Origin of the sequence: Saccharothrix mutabilis subsp. mutabilis, from assembly GCF_039521145.1 — a bacterium.
GTDB lineage: Bacteria > Actinomycetota > Actinomycetes > Mycobacteriales > Pseudonocardiaceae > Actinosynnema > Actinosynnema mutabilis.
This window is the reverse complement of record NZ_BAAABU010000033.1, coordinates 15,220-31,899: the sequence shown is the minus strand read 5'-3', so window position 1 is coordinate 31,899 and position 16,680 is coordinate 15,220. Positions and strand designations below refer to the sequence as shown.

Sequence of the window (16,680 nt, the reverse complement as noted above, 5' to 3'; positions counted from 1 at the left end):
GCCCGATGAGCACGGTGATCAGGCGCGCGGTGCGTTACGCGCTCCCGGCGCGGTCGGGCGTGGCGCGGCCGGGGGACCGGGTGGAGGGGGCCGTGCTCGCGGTCGCCGTCGTCGGCGCGCTGCTGGGTGTCCCGGTCGCGGCGGCGGTCGGGTCCGAGGTGTACGCGTCCGGGAAGGTGACCGCGGCGGAGCAGTCGCGCACACGCCACCGGGTCGAGGCCCGGCTGCTCGTGGACGCGCCGCCGCCGCCGACCGCCGAGACCGGGCGGGGGATCGCCGTGGAGCAGCCGGTCGCGCTGGCGTCGTGGCCCGCGCCGGACGGCACGCCCCGGTGGGGCGAGGTCCTGACCAACGCCGGGGCGAGGGCCGGCACGGTGGTCCGGGTGTGGGTGGACGACACCGGGGCCGTCCGGCCCGCGCCGCTCACCGTCGAAGGCGCCCGGGTCGGTGGGGCGGTCGTGGCGTTCGCGTTGTGGTGCGGCCTGGCGGGTCTGCTCGCGTTCGCGTGGCTCGTGGTGCACGTCGTGCGCGGGTGGTTGAGCGCTGTGACATGGGAGCGGGAGTGGGCGTTGGTGGAACCCGAGTGGACCGGGCGGCGTCGGTGACGGCCGCTGTGGCGCGGCGTGGCGGGTTGAGCGCCGCCGAGGCCGCCGAGCGGTTGCGCGCCGACGGGCCGAACGTCCTGCCCCGCGAGCGCGGCCGGCACCCGCTGGTGGTGTTGCTGCTGCAGTTCGTGCACTTCTTCGCGTTGATGCTGTGGGTGGCCGCCGGCCTGGCGCTGGTGGCCGGGATGCCCGAGCTGTCCGTGGCGATCGTGCTGGTCGTGCTGCTCAACGGCGGGTTCTCGTTCGCGCAGGAGTTCCGGGCCGACCGGGCGGCGCAGCGGCTGCGCGACCTCATGCCCTCGCGCGCGGCGGTGCGCCGGGACGGGGTGCGCGTCGTGGTGGACGCCGCCGACCTGGTGGTGGGCGACGAGGTGCTGCTCCAGGGCGGTGACCGGGTGTGCGCGGACGCCGTCGTGGTCGAGGCCGCCGGGCTGGCCGTGGACGAGTCGATGCTGACCGGGGAGAGCGTGCCGGCGCGGCCGGAGCCGGGCGGCCCGCTGCGCGCCGGGACCCACGTGGTGGAGGGGGAAGCGGTCGCGACCGTCACCGCCACCGGCGCCCGCACCCGGTTGGCCGGGATCGCCGAGCTGACCCGCCGGGCCGACCGGCCCACCAGCCCGCTCGCGCGCCGGCTGCACCGGGTGGTGACCGTGGTCGGGCTGATCGCGGCCGGGGTGGGCGTGGCGTTCTTCGGCGTGGCGCTGCTGCTCGGCCTCGACGCGACGAAGGGGTTCCTGTTCGCGGTCGGGGTGACCGTGGCGCTGGTGCCCGAAGGGCTGCTGCCGACGGTCACGCTGTCGCTCGCGCGGGCCGCGCAGGAGATGGCCCGCCGCAACGCCCTCGTGCGCCGGCTGGAGTCCGTGGAGACCCTCGGCGCGACCACGTTCATCTGCACCGACAAGACGGGGACGTTGACCCGCAACGAGATGTCGGTGGTCCGGGTGTGGACGCCGGGCGGCGAGGCCGTGGTGCGGGGCGAGGGCTACGCGCCGGACGCCGACGTGACCGGTGCGCTGGACGCGGCGCGGGCCGTCGCCCGCAGCGCCGTCCGCTGCGCGCCGGCCGCCCGGGCCGAGCTGCGTGCCGGCCGGTGGGTGCCCGTCGGCGACCCGATGGAGGTCGCGCTGCACGTCCTGGCCGCCCGGCTCGGGGTGGACGGGCCGTCGCCCGACGCCGTGCGCCGCCCGTTCGACCCGCGCCGCCGGCGCTCGTCGGCCGTGGACTCCGACGGCGTGCACGTGATGGGCGCGCCCGACGCGGTGCTGCCGTTGTGCCGAGACGACTTCGGCGCGCACGACGAGGTGGAGCGCCTGGGCCGGCAGGGGTTGCGGGTGCTCGCCGTCGCCCGGCGGGCCGACGGGGACACCGAGGAGGACCTGACCCTGCTGGGCGTGGTGGCCTTGCAGGACCCGCCGCGCACCGACGTGGCCGAGTCCGTCGCGGCCTGCCGCACGGCGGGCATCCGGCTCGCCATGGTCACCGGCGACCACCCCGCCACCGCCCGCGCCATCGCCGAGCAGGTCGGCCTGCTCGGCCCGGACCGGCTCGTGGTGACCGGCGCGGAGCTGCCCGCCGACGACGCCGCGCTGGGCGAGCTGCTCGACCGCGACGGCGTGGTGGTGGCCCGCGTGACGCCGGAGGACAAGCTGCGCATCGCCCGCGCCCTCCAGCACCGCGGCCACGTGGTGGCCATGACCGGGGACGGGGTCAACGACGGGCCCGCGCTGCGCGCCGCCGACATCGGGGTCGCGATGGGCGCCTCCGGCACCGACGTGGCACGCGAGGCCGCGGACCTGGTGCTGCTGGACGACCACTTCGGCACCATCGTCGCCGCCGTGGAGCTGGGCCGGGCGACCTTCGCCAACATCCGCCGCTTCCTGACCTACCACCTCACCGACAACGTCGCCGAGCTGACGCCGTTCGTGCTGTGGGCGTTGTCGGGCGGCTCGTTCCCGCTCGCGCTGAGCGTGTTGCAGGTGCTGGCGCTGGACATCGGCACCGACCTGCTGCCCGCGCTCGCGCTGGGCGCGGAACCGCCCAACCCGCGCACCCTGCGCGGCCCGGCCCGCACCGGCGGTCTGCTCGACGGCTCGGTGCTGCGGCGGGCGTTCGGCGTGCTGGGACCGGCGGAGGCGGTGACGTCGATGGCGGCGTTCGCCGGGGTGCTGTGGCTGGGCGGCTGGGACCTGGACGACCCCGCGCTGCTCGCCACCGCGTCCGGGACGGCGTTCACCGCGATCGTGATCGGGCAGCTGGCCAACGCGTTCGCGTGCCGCAGCGCCACGAAGCCGGTGCGGACGTTGCGCGGCAACCGGTTGCTGCTCGGGGCGGTCGCCTTCGAGGTGGCGGTGCTGGCGGTGTTCCTGTTCGTGCCGCCGCTGCCGGGCCTGCTGGGCGGCAGCCCGCCGAGCGCGTGGGGGTGGCTGTTCGCCGCCGCCGCGGCACCCGCGGTGCTGCTGGTGGACGCGCTCTACAAGAAGGTCACTTCACGAGCCGGCGCAACGCGAGGCCGGTGACGGCGGCCATCGTCGCGGCCATCAGCACCCCGCCGGCCGCGCCGACGAGCACGACGGTCGCGGTGGCCTGGCCGGGCCGCCACAGGGGCGTGGTGAAGGCGGCGAAGACGGTCAGCGCCGCCGCCCACGCCAGCCCGTTGGCCCAGATCCAGCCCGCCGACCGGGGCACCGATCGCCGCAGCACCAGCCACTGCGTGAAGCCGATCGCCACCAGCGCCGGCAGTCCCGCCACGACCGCCACCGCGACGAGCAGCGGCAACGGCCACCGCGCGGCCCGTTCGCCGAGCGCGACCGCCGTCATGGCGACCGACCAGGTGAACCCGGCGCCCAGCACGGTCGCCACCACCCACGCCCGCGCGTCGAACCCGCGCACCACCCGCCGCAGCACGTGCGCCTGCGCCGCGCCGAGCACCGCGCCCTCGACGCACCCGGCGAGCACCAGCGCGACCGGTGCCGTGCTGAGGGCGCCGACCACGGCCGGCACCGCGAACCCGACGGCCTCACCGGCCGTGACCCACCAGAACCACCGCTTCACACCCACGACGATCGACCGGTCCGGGCGCCGGGGGCAGTAGCGAAGGTCCCGTCCCACCAGGGACCGCGCCCGCACGGCGAAGCTGACCGCTGTCCGCACGGACCAGCCTGCCCGCACGGCGAAAGGGACCGCACCCGCACGGACCAGACGGCCCGCACAGCGAAAGGGACCGCGCCCTTCCCGGCGCGGTCCCCTCAGCAGTGCGGCGTCACGTCACCGGGCCCGTTGGAGCACCAACCGCCGTTCCGCCGACCCGATCACCCGGCGGGTCGCCGCCACGGCGTCGGGGTTGACCGACACCGACGTGATGCCCATGCGCACCAGGTGCTCGGCGAAGTCCGGCCGGTTGGACGGGGCCTGGCCGCACAGCGACGACGTGATGCCGGCGTCGCGGCAGGCCGTGACGATCCGGCCGATGAAGTCCAGGACCGCCGGGTCGGACTCGTCGAACAGCTCCGCGCACACCTCCGAGTCGCGGTCCACGCCCAGCACCAGCTGCGTGAGGTCGTTGCTGCCGATCGACACGCCGTCGATGCCCATCCGCGCGTACTCCGGGATCCAGTAGGCCACCGACGGGACCTCCGCCATGACCCACCGGTGCAGGCCGCGCTGCCGGCCCAGCGGGCTGCGGTCGATCTGCTCCAGGCACGCCTCCAGCTCCCACTTGGTGCGCACGAACGGGATCATCAATCCCAGGTTCGGCGTCTGCTCCCGCACCCGCGCCAACGCCTGCAACTCCAGCGCGAACAGCATCGGGTCCTGGACGTACCGGTAGCAGCCGCGGAAGCCGATCATCGGGTTGTGCTCGACCGGCTCGAACTCGGCGCCGCCGGACAGCTCGCGGAACTCGTTGGTGCGGAAGTCCATCGTCCGGTAGACCACCGGCCGGTTGCCGAACGGCCGCGTGATCCGCAGCAGCGATTCCGACAGGGCGTGCAGGAACTCCTCGCTGCCGTGCCGGGCGAGGAAGCGGCGCGGGTGCTCGGCGTTGAGCGCGTCGGTGAGCATGAACTCCGCGCGCAGCAGCCCGACCCCGTCGACCGGCTGCGCGGCGACCTCCTCGGCGTGCTCGGGCATCGCCAGGTTGACGTACACGCGCGTGCCCAGCGCCTCGACGGCGGTCACCACCGGCGTCCGGTCCGCGGTCACCACCGGGGCGGCCACCGCGCCGGCGACGACGGTCCCGGCGCTGCCGTCCACGGTCACCTGTTGCCCGTCGCGCAGCACGGAGGTCGCGGAGCCCGTGCCGACCACGCACGGCACGCTCAGTTCGCGCGCCACGATCGCGGCGTGGCAGGTGATGCCGCCGCCGTCGGTGACCACGGCCGCCGCGCGGCGCATGGCGGGCACCCAGTCCGGGTTGGTCATCTGCGCCACGAGGATCTCGCCGTCGCGCAGCTTCGAGCCTTCGGCGGGGGAGCCGAGCACGCGGACGCGGCCGGTGGCGGCGCCGGGGGACGCGCCGAGCCCGGAGACCAGCGGGCGGTCCCCGTCGGCGGGTTCGGGCAGGGTCGTGATGGGGCGCGACTGCACCAGCCAGAACTCGCCGCCGGTGATGGCCCACTCGATGTCCTGGGGCGCGCCGTAGTGCTGCTCGACGCGGACGCCGAGCCGGCCCAGCGCCTCCGCCTCGCCCGGGTCGAGCACCCGGCGCGCGGAGTCCTCCGGGCCCAGCGGCACGTGCAGGTCCCGCCCGTCGGCGCCGCGCACGATCTTGTGCGTCTTGCGGCCCACCCTGGTGTCCACAAGGGACACGTCGTCACCCTCGCGGCGCAGGGTGTAGGTGTCCGGCTCGACCGCGCCGCTGACCACCACCTCGCCCAGCCCGAACGCGGCCTCGACCACGACCGCGCCCCGGTCGCCGGTGGCGGGGTCGGCGGTGAACAGGACGCCGGACCGCTCGGAGTCCACCATCCGCTGCACCACGACGGCGATCGCCGGCTCCTCGGCCAACCCCTGCTCCGCCCGGTAGGCCAGCGACCGCGCACCGAACAGCGACACCCAGCAGTCCACCAGCCGGGCCAGCACGTCGTCCTCGCCGGTGGTGTTGGTGAAGGTGCTGTTCATGCCCGCGAACGACGCCCCGGCGGTGTCCTCGGACGTCGCCGACGACCGGATCGCCACCGACCCGCCCAGCTCCCGGTAGGCGGCGCGCACGTCGGCGGCCACCTCCGGGGCGACCCCGGCCGAGCGCACCAGGTCCTGCAGCCGTTCCACGACGTCGTCGTCGGGCGAGACCAGCGCCTTGGCCAGCAGCTCGTCCAGCTCCGGGCGCACCGGCCGCACCGACGCCAGGTAGGCGTCGGCGGTCACCACGAACCCCGGCGGCACGGGCAGCCCGGCGGCGGTCAGCTCGCCGAGGTTGGCGCCCTTGCCGCCGGCCACGGCCGTGTCGTGCACGCGCAGCTCCGCGAAGTCCCGGACGTACCGGCTCATACCCTCTCCCACCCTTCGATGACGTCCTCGACGGCGCGCCGCGGGGTCGCGGGCAGCGGCGCGGTCTGGAACGGGGCCCAGCCCACGCGCAGCACGATCTGCGGGCACAGCGCGTCGTCCAGCACGGCCGACCGGATGCGGTCGCGGGTCGCCGCGACCTCCAGCGGCTGGCTGATCGGCGTGGTCGCCAGGCCCGAGACGGTGGCCTCCAGCAGCACGGCGCTGAGCGCCTCGCCCGCGCGCAGGACCGACAGCCGGTCGTCCGACGACGTGCCCAGCACCACCAGGGCCGCGCCGTCGTCCTCCCACTCCCCGGCGCGCTCGTCCACCAGCTCGCCGCCGGGGAACTCGCGCAGCTGCACGTCGCCGTGCTGGGGCAGCCCGGCGAGCGCGTTCGCCGCGGGCACGCCCTCGTCGTCGGCGTGCGTGCCGCTCCACGCCGAGGTCTCCGCCCGGTAGAACGGGTCGGCCTCCTGCACCGCGGCGGCCTGCGCGACGGCCGTGGTCAGGTCGAACCGCGCCTGCGAGCCGGTGACCTCGCGGATGATCGCGCCCTCGGCCGACGCCCGGTCCTCCAGCATCAGCAGCACCGCGCGGGGCACGCCCCACGACGAGAAGCGCCGCCGGTCGGTCCGCCGCCGCGGGATCGCCCCGGCCAGGGCGACCTCGTCCTCGGTCGGCTCGTGGGGCGCGAACTCCACCGCCGCCAGGTGGTGCGGCTCGGCGGGGTTGGGCAGCCGGTGCACGACCGCGCGCAGCCCCATCGCCGCCAGCGCCACCCGCAGGTGGTGCAGGGCCGCGCCGCAGCTGAGCAGCAGGTCGCGGCCCTGGGGGTCGGTCGCGGGCAGCCTGCGCGAATCGTCGGCGTACAGGTGCACGCTCCGGTCGCCGATCCGCCACCGCCAGGGCTGGGTGTTGTGCACCGAAGGGGCACGGCACGCCAGCGCCAGGGCGGCCCGGACCGTGGCGTGGTCGGGACGGCCAGGCTCCATCGGGCTCACCTCCGCACTCGTGTCCATGTCTCGACAGTGACCCGGCGGCCGTCCCGGCGAGAGGGTCGGAGGTCCCCACCCGGCAGGGACCCGCGGTCCGCCGCCGGGTGCCCCGACGCCCCTGGGCGGTGCGCGGGCGCTCGGGCGATGGTGGGGGCGGGAGGTTGTCGTGACCGGACTGGTGATCGCGGGCGGCGGGTTGAGCGGGCTGAGCCTGGCCGCCCACCTCGCGCCGCTGCCGGTGACCGTCGTGGACGACGGGCGCCGGGACGTGGCGGCGTTGTCGTGGGCGTCGTGGGCCGACCGGCCGGGGCTGCTCGACGCGGCCGTGTCCCGGCGGTTCGACCGGGTGCGCGTGCACGTCGGCGGGCGGACCCGGGTGTTGGGGCTCGGGCGGTACCGGTACCAGGTCGTGCGCGGCGCGGACCTGCTGCGCGTGGTGCGGGAGCGGGTGCCGGGGTGCTCGTTCGTGCGCGGGCACGTGACGGAGGTCGGTGCCGGCCGGGTCGTCGTGGACGGTCGCGAGCTGGCCGCGCGCTGGGTGTTCGACAGCGTGGCGGAACCGCCGCCGGCGCAGGCCCTGTTGTCCTTCCACGGGTGGCACGTGCGCTCGGAGCGGCCGGTGTTCGACGCCGCGGTGCCCACGCTGTTCGACTTCCGCACGGCGCAGCTGGGCGGCGCGAGCTTCGTCTACGTGCTGCCCGTGGACGCGCACCGGGCGCTGGTGGAGCACACCTCGTTCACGCGGTCCGCGGTGGACTCGGCGGACGCGGTGCGGGAGTACCTGGAGGACGTGTTGGGTGCCGGAGACTTCGTCGTGGAGCGCACGGAGAAGGCGGTCCTCCCGCTCTCGGCGCGGGAACCGGTGCGGCGGCGCGGGTCGGTGCTGGAGATCGGCACGCCCGGCGGCCTGGTGAAGGCCTCGACCGGGTACGCCTACCAGCGGGTGCAGCGCGACAGCGCCGCCATCGCGGTCTCCCTGCGCCGGCACGGGCACCCGTTCGACCTGCCCGTGCCGCCCGGCCGGTTCCGGCTCTACGACGCGGTGCTGCTCGACGTGGTCGGGCGGGAGCCGGCGCGGTTGGAGCAGGCGTTCACGGCGTTGTTCCGGCACGGGACGGCGGAGCCGGCGTTGCGGTTCCTCGACGAGCGGACCTCGCCGGCCCAGGAGGCGCGGCTGTTCTCGGCGATGCCCGCCGGGGTCTACCTGGCGGCACTGCGCCGTCGGGTCAGCGGGTCGCGCTGACGCCGCCGGGTCAGCGGGCCGCGGTGACGCGCGGGTCGCGTTGGGCCGGCACGTGGGGGACCGCCGGGTGGCGCACGACGAGCACCGGGCACGTCGCGTGGTGCAGGGCGGCGCGGGTGACCGGTCCCGGGTCGCCGGTGACCAGCAGGTCGGTGTCGGCGTAACGGGTGATCGCCTCGTGCGGGTGCATCCGGGCCAGCACGGACGTGTGCCGCACACCGCGCAGCAACTGGTCGGCGTGCGCCACCGGCCACTGCGCGTCGTCCACGCGCACCGGCAGCGGCGGCACCGCGTGCAGCACGCGCAACGCACAGCCCCGCAGCCGCGCCAGCTCCACCGCCTCGGCGAGCACCGGCGCGTCGTGCGCGGTCCCGGTGACCAGCGCGGTCACCCGGTCGAACGTCGGGCGCGGGTCGCCGCGGACCACCACGACGTCGCACGCCGCGTGGTCCACCACCGCGAGCAGCGGGCGGTGCAGCGCGAACGGCCCGGCGTGCCCGACCACCACCGCCCGGGCGCGGGCGGCGGCGACCAGCAGGTCCGGCGGGTCGCCCGGGCAGGTCTCCAGCGGCGCGCCGAGCAGGTGGGCGAAACCCGTCGCCCACCCGAGGGCGGCGGCGCCGGCCGGCGTGCGGTCGGCGGCCACCACCACGGGCGCGGTCACCGCGCCCCCAGGGCGCGCCGCAGCCGGTCGAACTCTTCCTCGTCGATCTCGCCCCGGGCCAGCCGCAGCTCCAACGTGCGCACGGCGTCGTCACCGCGCGTGGGGCGGCGCAACGCGACGACCGCGAACGCCACCACGGTGCCGACGACGGCCAGGGTCGCCAACGTCATGAACAACATCCCGGCCCACCCGGGTCCGTAACCGCCGTACCAGTGCATCACGACCGGCTCCTCTCTGGTCCTGCCCGAGGTCAGTCGGACATGGCGAGCAGTTGGTGCTTCAACTTGTCCTGCAACAGGTCCACGGCCTCGGTGTAGGTCGCCGCGGCGGCCTTGGCGTTGACCGGGGTGCCGTTGACGTCGAGCCGGCCGTGCGCGACGACCAGGTGCGGGCCGTCGAAGTCCAGGCGCGCGGTGGCGACCGGGACGTCGGCGGGCGCGTATCGGGCCAGCGCCCCGACCTTGGCGCGGGCGTAGTCGCCGGCCGCCGAGGGGATGCCGTGGGCCAGTTCGGTGTGGATGTTCGCGATCTCGTGCATGGCGGAATCGTCGGTCGGCGGGCGGGCGGCCCCACAGTGGCCAAGGTCCCGACCGAACAGGGACCACCGGGACGACCAACGACTCTGTGCCCGGCCGCGGGCCGGCGGCAGCGTGGAGGTGGACACGAGGAGGTCGGTGGTCATGACGACGTATCCGGTCCGGGTGCGCGCTCGGCTCGACCCGGGGCTGAACCGGTGGCTGTGGCTGGTGAAGTGGTTCCTGGCCATTCCCCACTACATCGTGCTGTCCCTGCTGTGGACGGCTTTCACGGTGCTCAGCGTGGTCGCGTTCGTGGCGATCCTGGCGACCGGCCGCTACCCGCGGTCGCTGTTCGGGTTCAACGTGGGCGTGCTGCGGTGGACGTGGCGCGTCGCCTACTACACGTTCGGCGCGCTGGGCACCGACCGGTACCCGCCGTTCAGCCTGGGCGAGGAGCCGGACTACCCGGCCACGCTGGACATCGCCTACCCCGAGCACCTCTCGCGCGGCCTGGTGCTGGTGAAGTGGCTGCTGGTCGTGCCGCACCTGCTGATCGTGGGCGTGTTCCTCGGCGGCGGCGGGTACCTGGTGACGCGCGGGGGCGAGTGGGCCTTCGGGCTGGTCGGGCTGTTCGTGCTGATCGCCGGGGTGGCGCTGCTGTTCACCGGCCGCTACCCGCGCGGGGTGTTCGACTTCGTGCTGGGCATGGACCGGTGGGCGTTGCGGGTCGCGGCCTACGCGGGCCTGATGACCGACGCCTACCCGCCGTTCCGCCTGGACACCGGCGGTGACGAGCCCGGCGCGGCCACCCTCGACCCGCCGCCGCCCGCGCCCGCCTCCCCGCCCGCGCGCGGCTCGGCAGGCCGGATCGTCGCCGCGGTGTTCGGGGTGCTGCTGCTCGTGGCCGGCACGGGGCTCGCGGCCACCGGCGCGGTCGCCCTGTGGGCGCACGAGACCCAGCGCGGCGCGGACGGGGTGCTCGCCACCCCCGCGCAACCGCTGCACAGCGACGGGTACGCGCTGGAGATGGGCGGGTTCGACCTGCACCGCACCGGCACGGGCTGGTTCCTCGGCGAGGACTGGCTCGGCGCGGTCGGGCTGCGCGCCGACCGGGACGCCTTCGTCGGCATCGGCCCGGCCGACGACGTGGCCCGCTACCTGTCCACCGTGGACCGCGACCGGGTGGTCGAGATCGGCGAGCGGGTGGGCTACGAGCACCTCACCGGTGGCGCGCCGACGTCCGCGCCGACCGCCCAGCCGTTCTGGGTCGCCTCCGGGGTCGGTTCGCTGACCTGGGACGTGCGGCCCGGCCGCTGGACCGCCGTCGTGATGAACGCCGACGGCACGCGGGTCGTGGACACCGACGTCACCGCCACGGCCACCCTGCCCGCGCTCGGCCCGGTGGCCTGGCTGCTGGTCGGCTCGGGCGCGCTGCTGCTGCTGTTGGGCGGTGTCCTGCTGTTCACCGCCGTCTTCCGCTTCGACCGGACCAGAGGAGAGCCTTCCCATGCGTGAGCCCGAGATCGAGACCGTCATGACCCGCGAGGTGGTGACCGTCCGCCCCGCCACGCCGTTCAAGGAGATCGTCGAGCGGCTGGCCGCCGGGTCGTTCAGCGCGGTGCCCGTGGTGGACGACGACGGCCGCCCGGTCGGCGTGGTCTCCGAGGCGGACCTGCTGGCCAAGGAGGAGTACCGCGGCGGGGTCGAGGAGCGGCCCGGTGTGCTGGCCGGCCGCGCCCCGCGGCGGCGGTGGCGGCAGGCGCACGGCGTGACCGCGCAGGACCTGATGACCGCGCCCGTGCGCACCACCACCCCGTCCACCCGGATCAGCGACGCCGCGCAGCAGCTCGCCTCCGCCGGGGTGCGGCGGCTGTTCGTGGTGGACCGCGACGGCAAGCTGGTCGGCGTGCTGTCCCGCCGGGACCTGCTCAGCGTGTTCCTGCGCGGCGACGAAGAGGTCAAGGCGACCGTCGTGCAGGACGTCCTGGGCCGTGCGCTGTGGCTGGACCCGCTGGCGGTGACCGTGGAGGTGGCCGAGGGCGTGGTGACCCTGCGCGGGCACATCGAGCGGCGCAGCGAGGCCGACATGGCGGTCCGGCTGACCCGCGCGCTGCCCGGCGTGGTCAGCGTGGACCCGCACCTGTCCTACGGCTGGGACGACACGGCTTCGGCGGCCCGCTACACCACGGGAGGGTGACCCATGACCACGACCAGGACCGTGACGGTCGGCGTCGACGGCTCGGACTCCGCGCTGGACGCGGTGCGCTGGGCGGCGGAGGAGGTCCGGCTGCGCGGCGGCCGGCTGCGCCTGGTGCACGCCGAGTCGCCCCTGTTCGACGCGCCCGACCTCGAACGGCGGGTGCGCACCGCGTTGCGCGAGGCGTCCTGGCGGGTGGTGCGCGAGGCGGCCGAGGTGGTCGATCCCCTGGTGGAGCTGGAAGTCCACGTCGAGGTCGGCGGCCCGGCGCAGGTGCTGGCCGCGGAGTCCGCGCACGCCGGGCTGCTGGTGCTCGGCACGCGCGGCCTGGGCGGGTTCGCTTCGCTGGCGGTCGGGTCGACGGCCATCGCGGTGACGTCGCACGCGGCGTGCCCGGTGGTCGTCGTGCGCGGCGACAAGCCGAACCGCCCCGGCCCGGTGGTCGTCGGGGTGCACGGCGACCCGCACAGCGTTCCCGTGCTGGCCAAGGCGTTCGCCGAGGCGTCGGCCCGCGGTGTGGGCGTGGTCGCGGTGCACACGTGGCACCCGGTCGTCGGTGACGTGGTCGCGTTGTCCGCGGGCATCGACCTGGCCGAGTACGACGCCCTGCACGGCGGCCGGCTGGCCCGGCTGGTGTCCCCGTGGCGGACGAAGTACCGCGACGTGCCGGTCGAACTCGTCGTCGACCGCGGTTCGGCCTCGACGGTGCTGCTGGAACGGGCGGAGGACGCGGCGCTGGTGGTCGTGGGCGGCCGGGGCCGCAACTCGCTGACCGGCCTGCTGCTGGGCTCCACGTCCCACGCCCTGCTGCACCACGCGCCGTGCCCGGTGATGGTCGTGCACGCCCCGTCGGAGGACGCGTGACGCGCGTGCTGGTCGCCTACGCCACCGCCGAGGGCTCGACCCGGGGCGTGGCCCGGCGGGTCGGGACCGTCCTCGCGCGCCACGGGCACGACGTCGTGGTGCGCGAGGTCGCCGACGTGACCGGGCTCGACGGGTTCGACGCGGTCGTGCTCGGCAGCGCGGTGCACGACGAGGCGTGGCTGGACGAGGCGACGGCGTTCGTCGCGACCCACCGCGCCGAGCTGGCCCGGGTGCCGGTGTGGGCGTTCAGCGTCGGCATGCCCGACGCGCTGCCCGGGGTGTTCGCGCGGGCGGTGCGGGCGGAGGGGGCCGTCCTGCTGGACGACCTGCGCGCGCACGTCACCCCGTTGAGCCACCGGCTGTTCTCCGGCGTCACGCGGCCCCGGCAGTACCCGTGGCCGCGCCGGCTGCTGTTCCGCCTGGCCGGCGGCCGGTTCGGCGACCACCGCGACTGGCCGGCGATCGACCGCTGGGCGCGCGAGATCCACCGCGCCCTTTCCAAGGCTCCGAGGAGTACCGCATGAGCACGTCCCTGACCTTCCTCGGCGGCACCGGCACGGTGACCGGCAGCAAGTTCCTGTTCGACACCGGCCGCGCGGCCGTGCTCGTGGACTGCGGCCTGTTCCAGGGCCTGGCGCCGCTGCGCCGCCGCAACTGGCGGCCACCGGAGCTGGACCTCGACCGCCTCGACGCGGTCGTGCTGACCCACGCCCACCTGGACCACTGCGGCTACCTGCCGGTGCTGGCCCGCAACGGCTGGCGCGGCCCCGTCTACGCCACGCAGGGCACCGCCGAGCTGGCCGCGATCGTGCTCGCCGACAGCGCCCACCTGATGCAGGAGGACGCCCGGCAGGCCAACGAGGGCGGCTGGACCAGGCACCACCCGGCGCTGCCGCTCTACGACGCCGACGACGCCGCCGCGGCCGTGCGCCTGTTCCGCCCGGTGGACTTCGGCGCCACCGAGGCCGTCGCGCCCGGCGTGGCGCTGGAGTTCGGCCGGGCCGGGCACATCCTCGGCTCGGCGTGGGCGCACCTGGACCTCGGCGGGCGCACCGCGGTCGTCAGCGGCGACCTGGGGCGGCAGGAGCACCGCGTCCTGCGCCCGCCCCAGCCCCGCCCGGACTGCGACGCCCTGCTGGTGGAGTCCACCTACGGCGACCGGTCCCACGACGACGCCGGGGCGACCAGGCAGCTGGCCGACACCGTCAACCGCACCGTGCGGCGCGGCGGCAGCGTGCTGGTGCCCGCGTTCGCGGTGGACCGCACGGAGGTCGTGCTGGTGGAGCTGGCGAAGCTGGTGCGCTCCGGCGCCATCCCGGACCTGCCCGTGTTCGTGGACAGCCCGATGGCGCTGGCGTCGCTGCGCGTCTACCGCAAGGCGATCGCCAACCAGCGCACCGAGATCCGCCCGGAGCTGCTGAGCGCGGCCGACGACGTGTTCGACCCGGGCCACCTGTCCGAACTGCGCACCGCCGAGCAGTCGATGCGCGCCAACCGCCCGGAGACGCCGTCCATCGTCATCTCGGCGTCGGGCATGGCCACCGGCGGGCGCGTGCTGCACCACCTGAAGTCGATGCTGCCCGACCCGAAGCACACCGTGCTGATCGTCGGCTACGCCGCCGCCGGCACCCGCTCCCGCCGCCTGGCCGACGGCGCCCGCGAGATCAAGATCCACGGCCGTTACGTGCCGGTCCGCGCGGAGATCGAGGTGATCGACGCCTTCAGCGCCCACGCCGACGCCGACGAGCTTGTCGCCTGGACGACGACGGGCACTCCGCCGTCCACCACTTACGTCGTGCACGGCGAACCGGAGAGCTCCGAGGCTTTCGCGTCGCGCCTGGCGACCGACCACGGGTGGAACGCCGTCGTGCCGCGCGACGGGGAACGCGTGCTGGTCTGACCCCTTGGTTCACGACGGCGGCGTAGACGGAGTGCGATCCCCTGGGGGACAGGCACTTCGTCTACGCCGCCTTGCTTGTGCCGTCACATCCGGGACCGGCGGGCCACGTCCCGCAGCGAGGCCGTGATGGTGATGCCGATCAGGCTGTTGAGCACGGCGGTGACCACGCGGGCGCCGGGGTCGAGGTCCAGGCTGAGCGGCACGACGGCGGTGATCGCGGTCAGCAGCAGCACGCTCCACGTGAAGAAGTGCACCGGGTCCGGGGTCGTGATCAGCAGCACGTGCAACAGGCCGGTGGCCGCGAACGCGCACCCGGCCGCGGCGAGCGTGTAGGTGAGCGTGTCCGCCACGTCGCCCCGCGGGGCGAGGACGACGAGGTCGAGCAGGCCGCGCGCCACCAGGGTGCCGACGACGGCGAGCAAGCCGGACACCAACGCGGTGGCCGCCCCGCCGGCCCACAGGCGGCCGGTCGAGTACGTGTGCCGGACGTCGTCCTCGGGCGGCGCGGGGTGTTCGAGTTCGAACCGCTTGGTGGGGTCGCGGCGGGGCCGGGTGTCGTCCCTCTGGTCGGTCATGGTGGTTCCCCTCTCTCGGGTGGGCTTCCGGCCCGGTCCGGGTGTGGCGTGGCCGTCGGCGCGGGTGGTCGGTCGTCGCCGGTGGCGTCAGTTCCCGGTCGGGACCAGCGGGACGACGACCTCGGTCAGGTACATCTCGGGGTCGCTCACCGCGTCGGGTCCGGTCAGGTAGACCTCGCGGGGCGGGCCGGCCTGCCGGCGGTCGTGGTCGGCGATCCACGCGAACAGGGCCTCGTAGGCCGCCCCGATGCGGTCGTAGGGGCCGTGGTGGTAGGTCCGCGCGACGGGGCCGGCGGGCAACCGGGCCGGTTCGACGCCGTTGCCCGGCTCGACCGGCCGGTCGGTCGGCAGCAGCAGGTCCAGGTCCACGTCGGCGTCGGGGGCGAACTCGCCGGAGTAGGCCACCTGCGGCGGCCCGACCGGGGTCGCGCCCTGCTCGGCGGTGTGCCGGAACAACGACGCGAACCCGTCGCCGAGGGCCCGGGTCAGCTCGCCCGCCGGCGTCCGGACCCGCTTGCGGGCGGCGAGGACGCCGGGCTGGTCGGTCAGGGTCACTTGGTAGCTCATGACCCGAGCGTGCTCCCGGCCGTTCGCGGCGGGCAGTGCCCAAAGACCCGTCGCGCCGGGGACAAAACGCCTGGTAGCCGCACATGTGCGGCCATGTCGGGAACCGCCCGCGCCCCGCTACTCCGCGGGGGTGGCGCGGCGCAGGCGCAGCCCGACGCCGCCGGCCGCGAGGAGGACGGCTCCGGCGACGAGCAGCAGCCAACCGCCGCCGACCGCGCCGTCGGTCCAGTCCCACACCGCCTCGGTCACGACGACCGTGGTGGCCACGACCCCCGCCACCAACAACACGATCATGCGCGACCGCGCGTAACCCGCGAAGCACACCACGGCCAGCGCCGCGGTCAGGGCATAGGCCCAGACCGCGTCGTCGGACGAGCCGAGCGGTTGCTGCGCGCCGAAGAAGGCGACCACCGCGCCGATCGCGAGCCCCAGCCGCCGGTGGCGGACCACGTGGCCCGCCGCCGCCAACAGCCACACCGCGCCCAGCCCGACCAGGCACAGCCCCATGGCCAGGGGGCCGGCGGACGGGTCCTCGCCGACGAACGCCATGACCACGACCACGCTCAACGCACCCGACACCAGCAGACCCGCGGCGGTCGGGACCACCGCGTAGGCCGCCACCGCGACCGGCAGCCCCACCGCGGCGCCCACGAGCACGACGTGGTCGTCCACCGCGACACCGCCGGCCAGCGCCGCCGTGATCGAGGCGAGCGCGAACAACACGCCCGCGACCCGGTGCGCGACCGTGCCCGCGTCGAGCCGGAGCAGGGCGCGGGGCCCGCCCCCGACGAGCACCCCCGCCACCACCAACAAGACCGTGGCCACGAGCGGCAGCACCAGCCGGCCCAAGCGCGTGAGGTCCTCCCACGCCGCGCCGACCAGCAACACCGCGCCGCCCAGCAGGAGACCACCGCCCACGTACCCGGCGGCCTCCACCAGCCGCCCCGCCCGGGACGTCACCGCCGGCGCGCCGTCCAGCGCACCCCGCACGGCCCGCTCCTGCTCCGCCGAGATCACCCCGTCCCGCACGAGCCCGCGCAACGCGGCGGACTGCCGCTCGTCCAC

General features: G+C 75.7%; 17 protein-coding genes. 8 read left to right on the top strand and 9 right to left on the bottom strand.

From position 1 onward, the window contains the following. The first annotated feature begins 5 nt into the window (after nucleotides 1-5). The gene (locus ABD126_RS36880) at nucleotides 6-605 is read left to right on the top strand and encodes an Rv1733c family protein (protein ID WP_343939969.1); all 600 of its coding nucleotides are present in this window, start codon (nucleotides 6-8) and stop codon (nucleotides 603-605) included. Beyond that, the gene (locus ABD126_RS36875; RefSeq protein WP_343939967.1) at nucleotides 584-3,121 is read left to right on the top strand and encodes a cation-translocating P-type ATPase; all 2,538 of its coding nucleotides are present in this window, start codon (nucleotides 584-586) and stop codon (nucleotides 3,119-3,121) included. Before ABD126_RS36880 ends, ABD126_RS36875 begins: the two co-directional genes overlap by 22 nt. Here the strand turns inward: ABD126_RS36875 and ABD126_RS36870 are convergent. The 3 genes from ABD126_RS36870 to ABD126_RS36860 all read right to left on the bottom strand — a co-directional run bounded on the left by ABD126_RS36870 (nucleotide 3,087) and on the right by ABD126_RS36860 (nucleotide 7,084). After that, complete coding sequence (locus ABD126_RS36870) at nucleotides 3,087-3,656, bottom strand: hypothetical protein (protein WP_343939965.1); 570 nt, start codon at nucleotides 3,654-3,656, stop codon at nucleotides 3,087-3,089. The two genes, ABD126_RS36875 and ABD126_RS36870, sit on opposite strands and share 35 nt — an antisense overlap. A 213-nt stretch (nucleotides 3,657-3,869) precedes the next feature. Next, nucleotides 3,870-6,092, bottom strand: a complete 2,223-nt coding sequence (gene ppsA / locus ABD126_RS36865; protein ID WP_343939963.1) for a phosphoenolpyruvate synthase — start codon at nucleotides 6,090-6,092, stop codon at nucleotides 3,870-3,872. Continuing rightward, nucleotides 6,089-7,084: an Acg family FMN-binding oxidoreductase gene (locus ABD126_RS36860; protein ID WP_425542955.1), complete on the bottom strand. Its 996-nt coding sequence runs from the start codon at nucleotides 7,082-7,084 to the stop codon at nucleotides 6,089-6,091. Before ABD126_RS36860 ends, ppsA begins: the two co-directional genes overlap by 4 nt. 169 nt (nucleotides 7,085-7,253) lie before the next feature. Here ABD126_RS36860 and ABD126_RS36855 point away from each other — a divergent pair, with 169 nt between their 5' ends. Next, nucleotides 7,254-8,330 (top strand): lycopene cyclase family protein, encoded by a 1,077-nt coding sequence (locus tag ABD126_RS36855; protein ID WP_343939959.1) that lies wholly within the window; start codon nucleotides 7,254-7,256, stop codon nucleotides 8,328-8,330. 10 nt (nucleotides 8,331-8,340) lie between these two features. On the opposite strand, the gene ABD126_RS36850 is transcribed toward ABD126_RS36855, so the two are convergent. The 3 genes from ABD126_RS36850 to ABD126_RS36840 are packed head-to-tail and all read right to left on the bottom strand — an operon-like array spanning nucleotide 8,341 to nucleotide 9,532. Then, nucleotides 8,341-8,994, bottom strand: coding sequence for a universal stress protein (locus ABD126_RS36850; protein ID WP_343939957.1), 654 nt, complete (start codon nucleotides 8,992-8,994; stop codon nucleotides 8,341-8,343). Further along, complete coding sequence (locus ABD126_RS36845; protein ID WP_425542952.1) at nucleotides 8,991-9,215, bottom strand: SHOCT domain-containing protein; 225 nt, start codon at nucleotides 9,213-9,215, stop codon at nucleotides 8,991-8,993. Before ABD126_RS36845 ends, ABD126_RS36850 begins: the two co-directional genes overlap by 4 nt. Before the next feature lie 29 nt (nucleotides 9,216-9,244). Continuing rightward, complete coding sequence (locus ABD126_RS36840) at nucleotides 9,245-9,532, bottom strand: HPF/RaiA family ribosome-associated protein (RefSeq protein WP_343939955.1); 288 nt, start codon at nucleotides 9,530-9,532, stop codon at nucleotides 9,245-9,247. 142 nt (nucleotides 9,533-9,674) lie between these two features. On the opposite strand from ABD126_RS36840, the gene ABD126_RS36835 reads away from it, so the two are divergent. Genes ABD126_RS36835 through ABD126_RS36815 form a run of 5 tightly spaced genes read left to right on the top strand, consistent with a single transcriptional unit; the run spans nucleotide 9,675 to nucleotide 14,473 of the window. Further along, nucleotides 9,675-11,027 carry a DUF4389 domain-containing protein gene (locus tag ABD126_RS36835; RefSeq protein ID WP_343939953.1) on the top strand — a complete coding sequence of 451 codons (1,353 nt, stop codon included), beginning with the start codon at nucleotides 9,675-9,677 and terminating at the stop codon, nucleotides 11,025-11,027. Next, entirely contained in the window at nucleotides 11,020-11,709 is a 690-nt protein-coding gene (locus tag ABD126_RS36830; protein ID WP_343939951.1) for a CBS domain-containing protein, read from the top strand. The genes ABD126_RS36835 and ABD126_RS36830 overlap by 8 nt, the downstream gene beginning before the upstream one ends. 3 nt (nucleotides 11,710-11,712) lie before the next feature. Next, nucleotides 11,713-12,573: a universal stress protein gene (locus tag ABD126_RS36825; RefSeq protein WP_343939949.1), complete on the top strand. Its 861-nt coding sequence runs from the start codon at nucleotides 11,713-11,715 to the stop codon at nucleotides 12,571-12,573. Next, a complete protein-coding gene (locus ABD126_RS36820) occupies nucleotides 12,570-13,097 on the top strand; it encodes a flavodoxin domain-containing protein (RefSeq protein WP_343939947.1) in 528 nt (175 codons plus the stop codon). Before ABD126_RS36825 ends, ABD126_RS36820 begins: the two co-directional genes overlap by 4 nt. Beyond that, nucleotides 13,094-14,473, top strand: coding sequence for an MBL fold metallo-hydrolase RNA specificity domain-containing protein (locus tag ABD126_RS36815; protein ID WP_343939945.1), 1,380 nt, complete (start codon nucleotides 13,094-13,096; stop codon nucleotides 14,471-14,473). Before ABD126_RS36820 ends, ABD126_RS36815 begins: the two co-directional genes overlap by 4 nt. A gap of 83 nt (nucleotides 14,474-14,556) precedes the next feature. Here ABD126_RS36815 and ABD126_RS36810 read toward each other — a convergent pair whose 3' ends face one another. From ABD126_RS36810 to ABD126_RS36800, 3 genes are all read right to left on the bottom strand, one after another. Next, the gene (locus tag ABD126_RS36810; RefSeq protein WP_343939943.1) at nucleotides 14,557-15,048 is read right to left on the bottom strand and encodes a DUF6069 family protein; all 492 of its coding nucleotides are present in this window, start codon (nucleotides 15,046-15,048) and stop codon (nucleotides 14,557-14,559) included. An 87-nt stretch (nucleotides 15,049-15,135) separates the two neighbouring features. Then, nucleotides 15,136-15,615, bottom strand: coding sequence for a GyrI-like domain-containing protein (locus tag ABD126_RS36805; RefSeq protein WP_343939941.1), 480 nt, complete (start codon nucleotides 15,613-15,615; stop codon nucleotides 15,136-15,138). A gap of 117 nt (nucleotides 15,616-15,732) precedes the next feature. Next, nucleotides 15,733-16,680, bottom strand: a complete 948-nt coding sequence (locus ABD126_RS36800) for a hypothetical protein (RefSeq protein ID WP_343939939.1) — start codon at nucleotides 16,678-16,680, stop codon at nucleotides 15,733-15,735.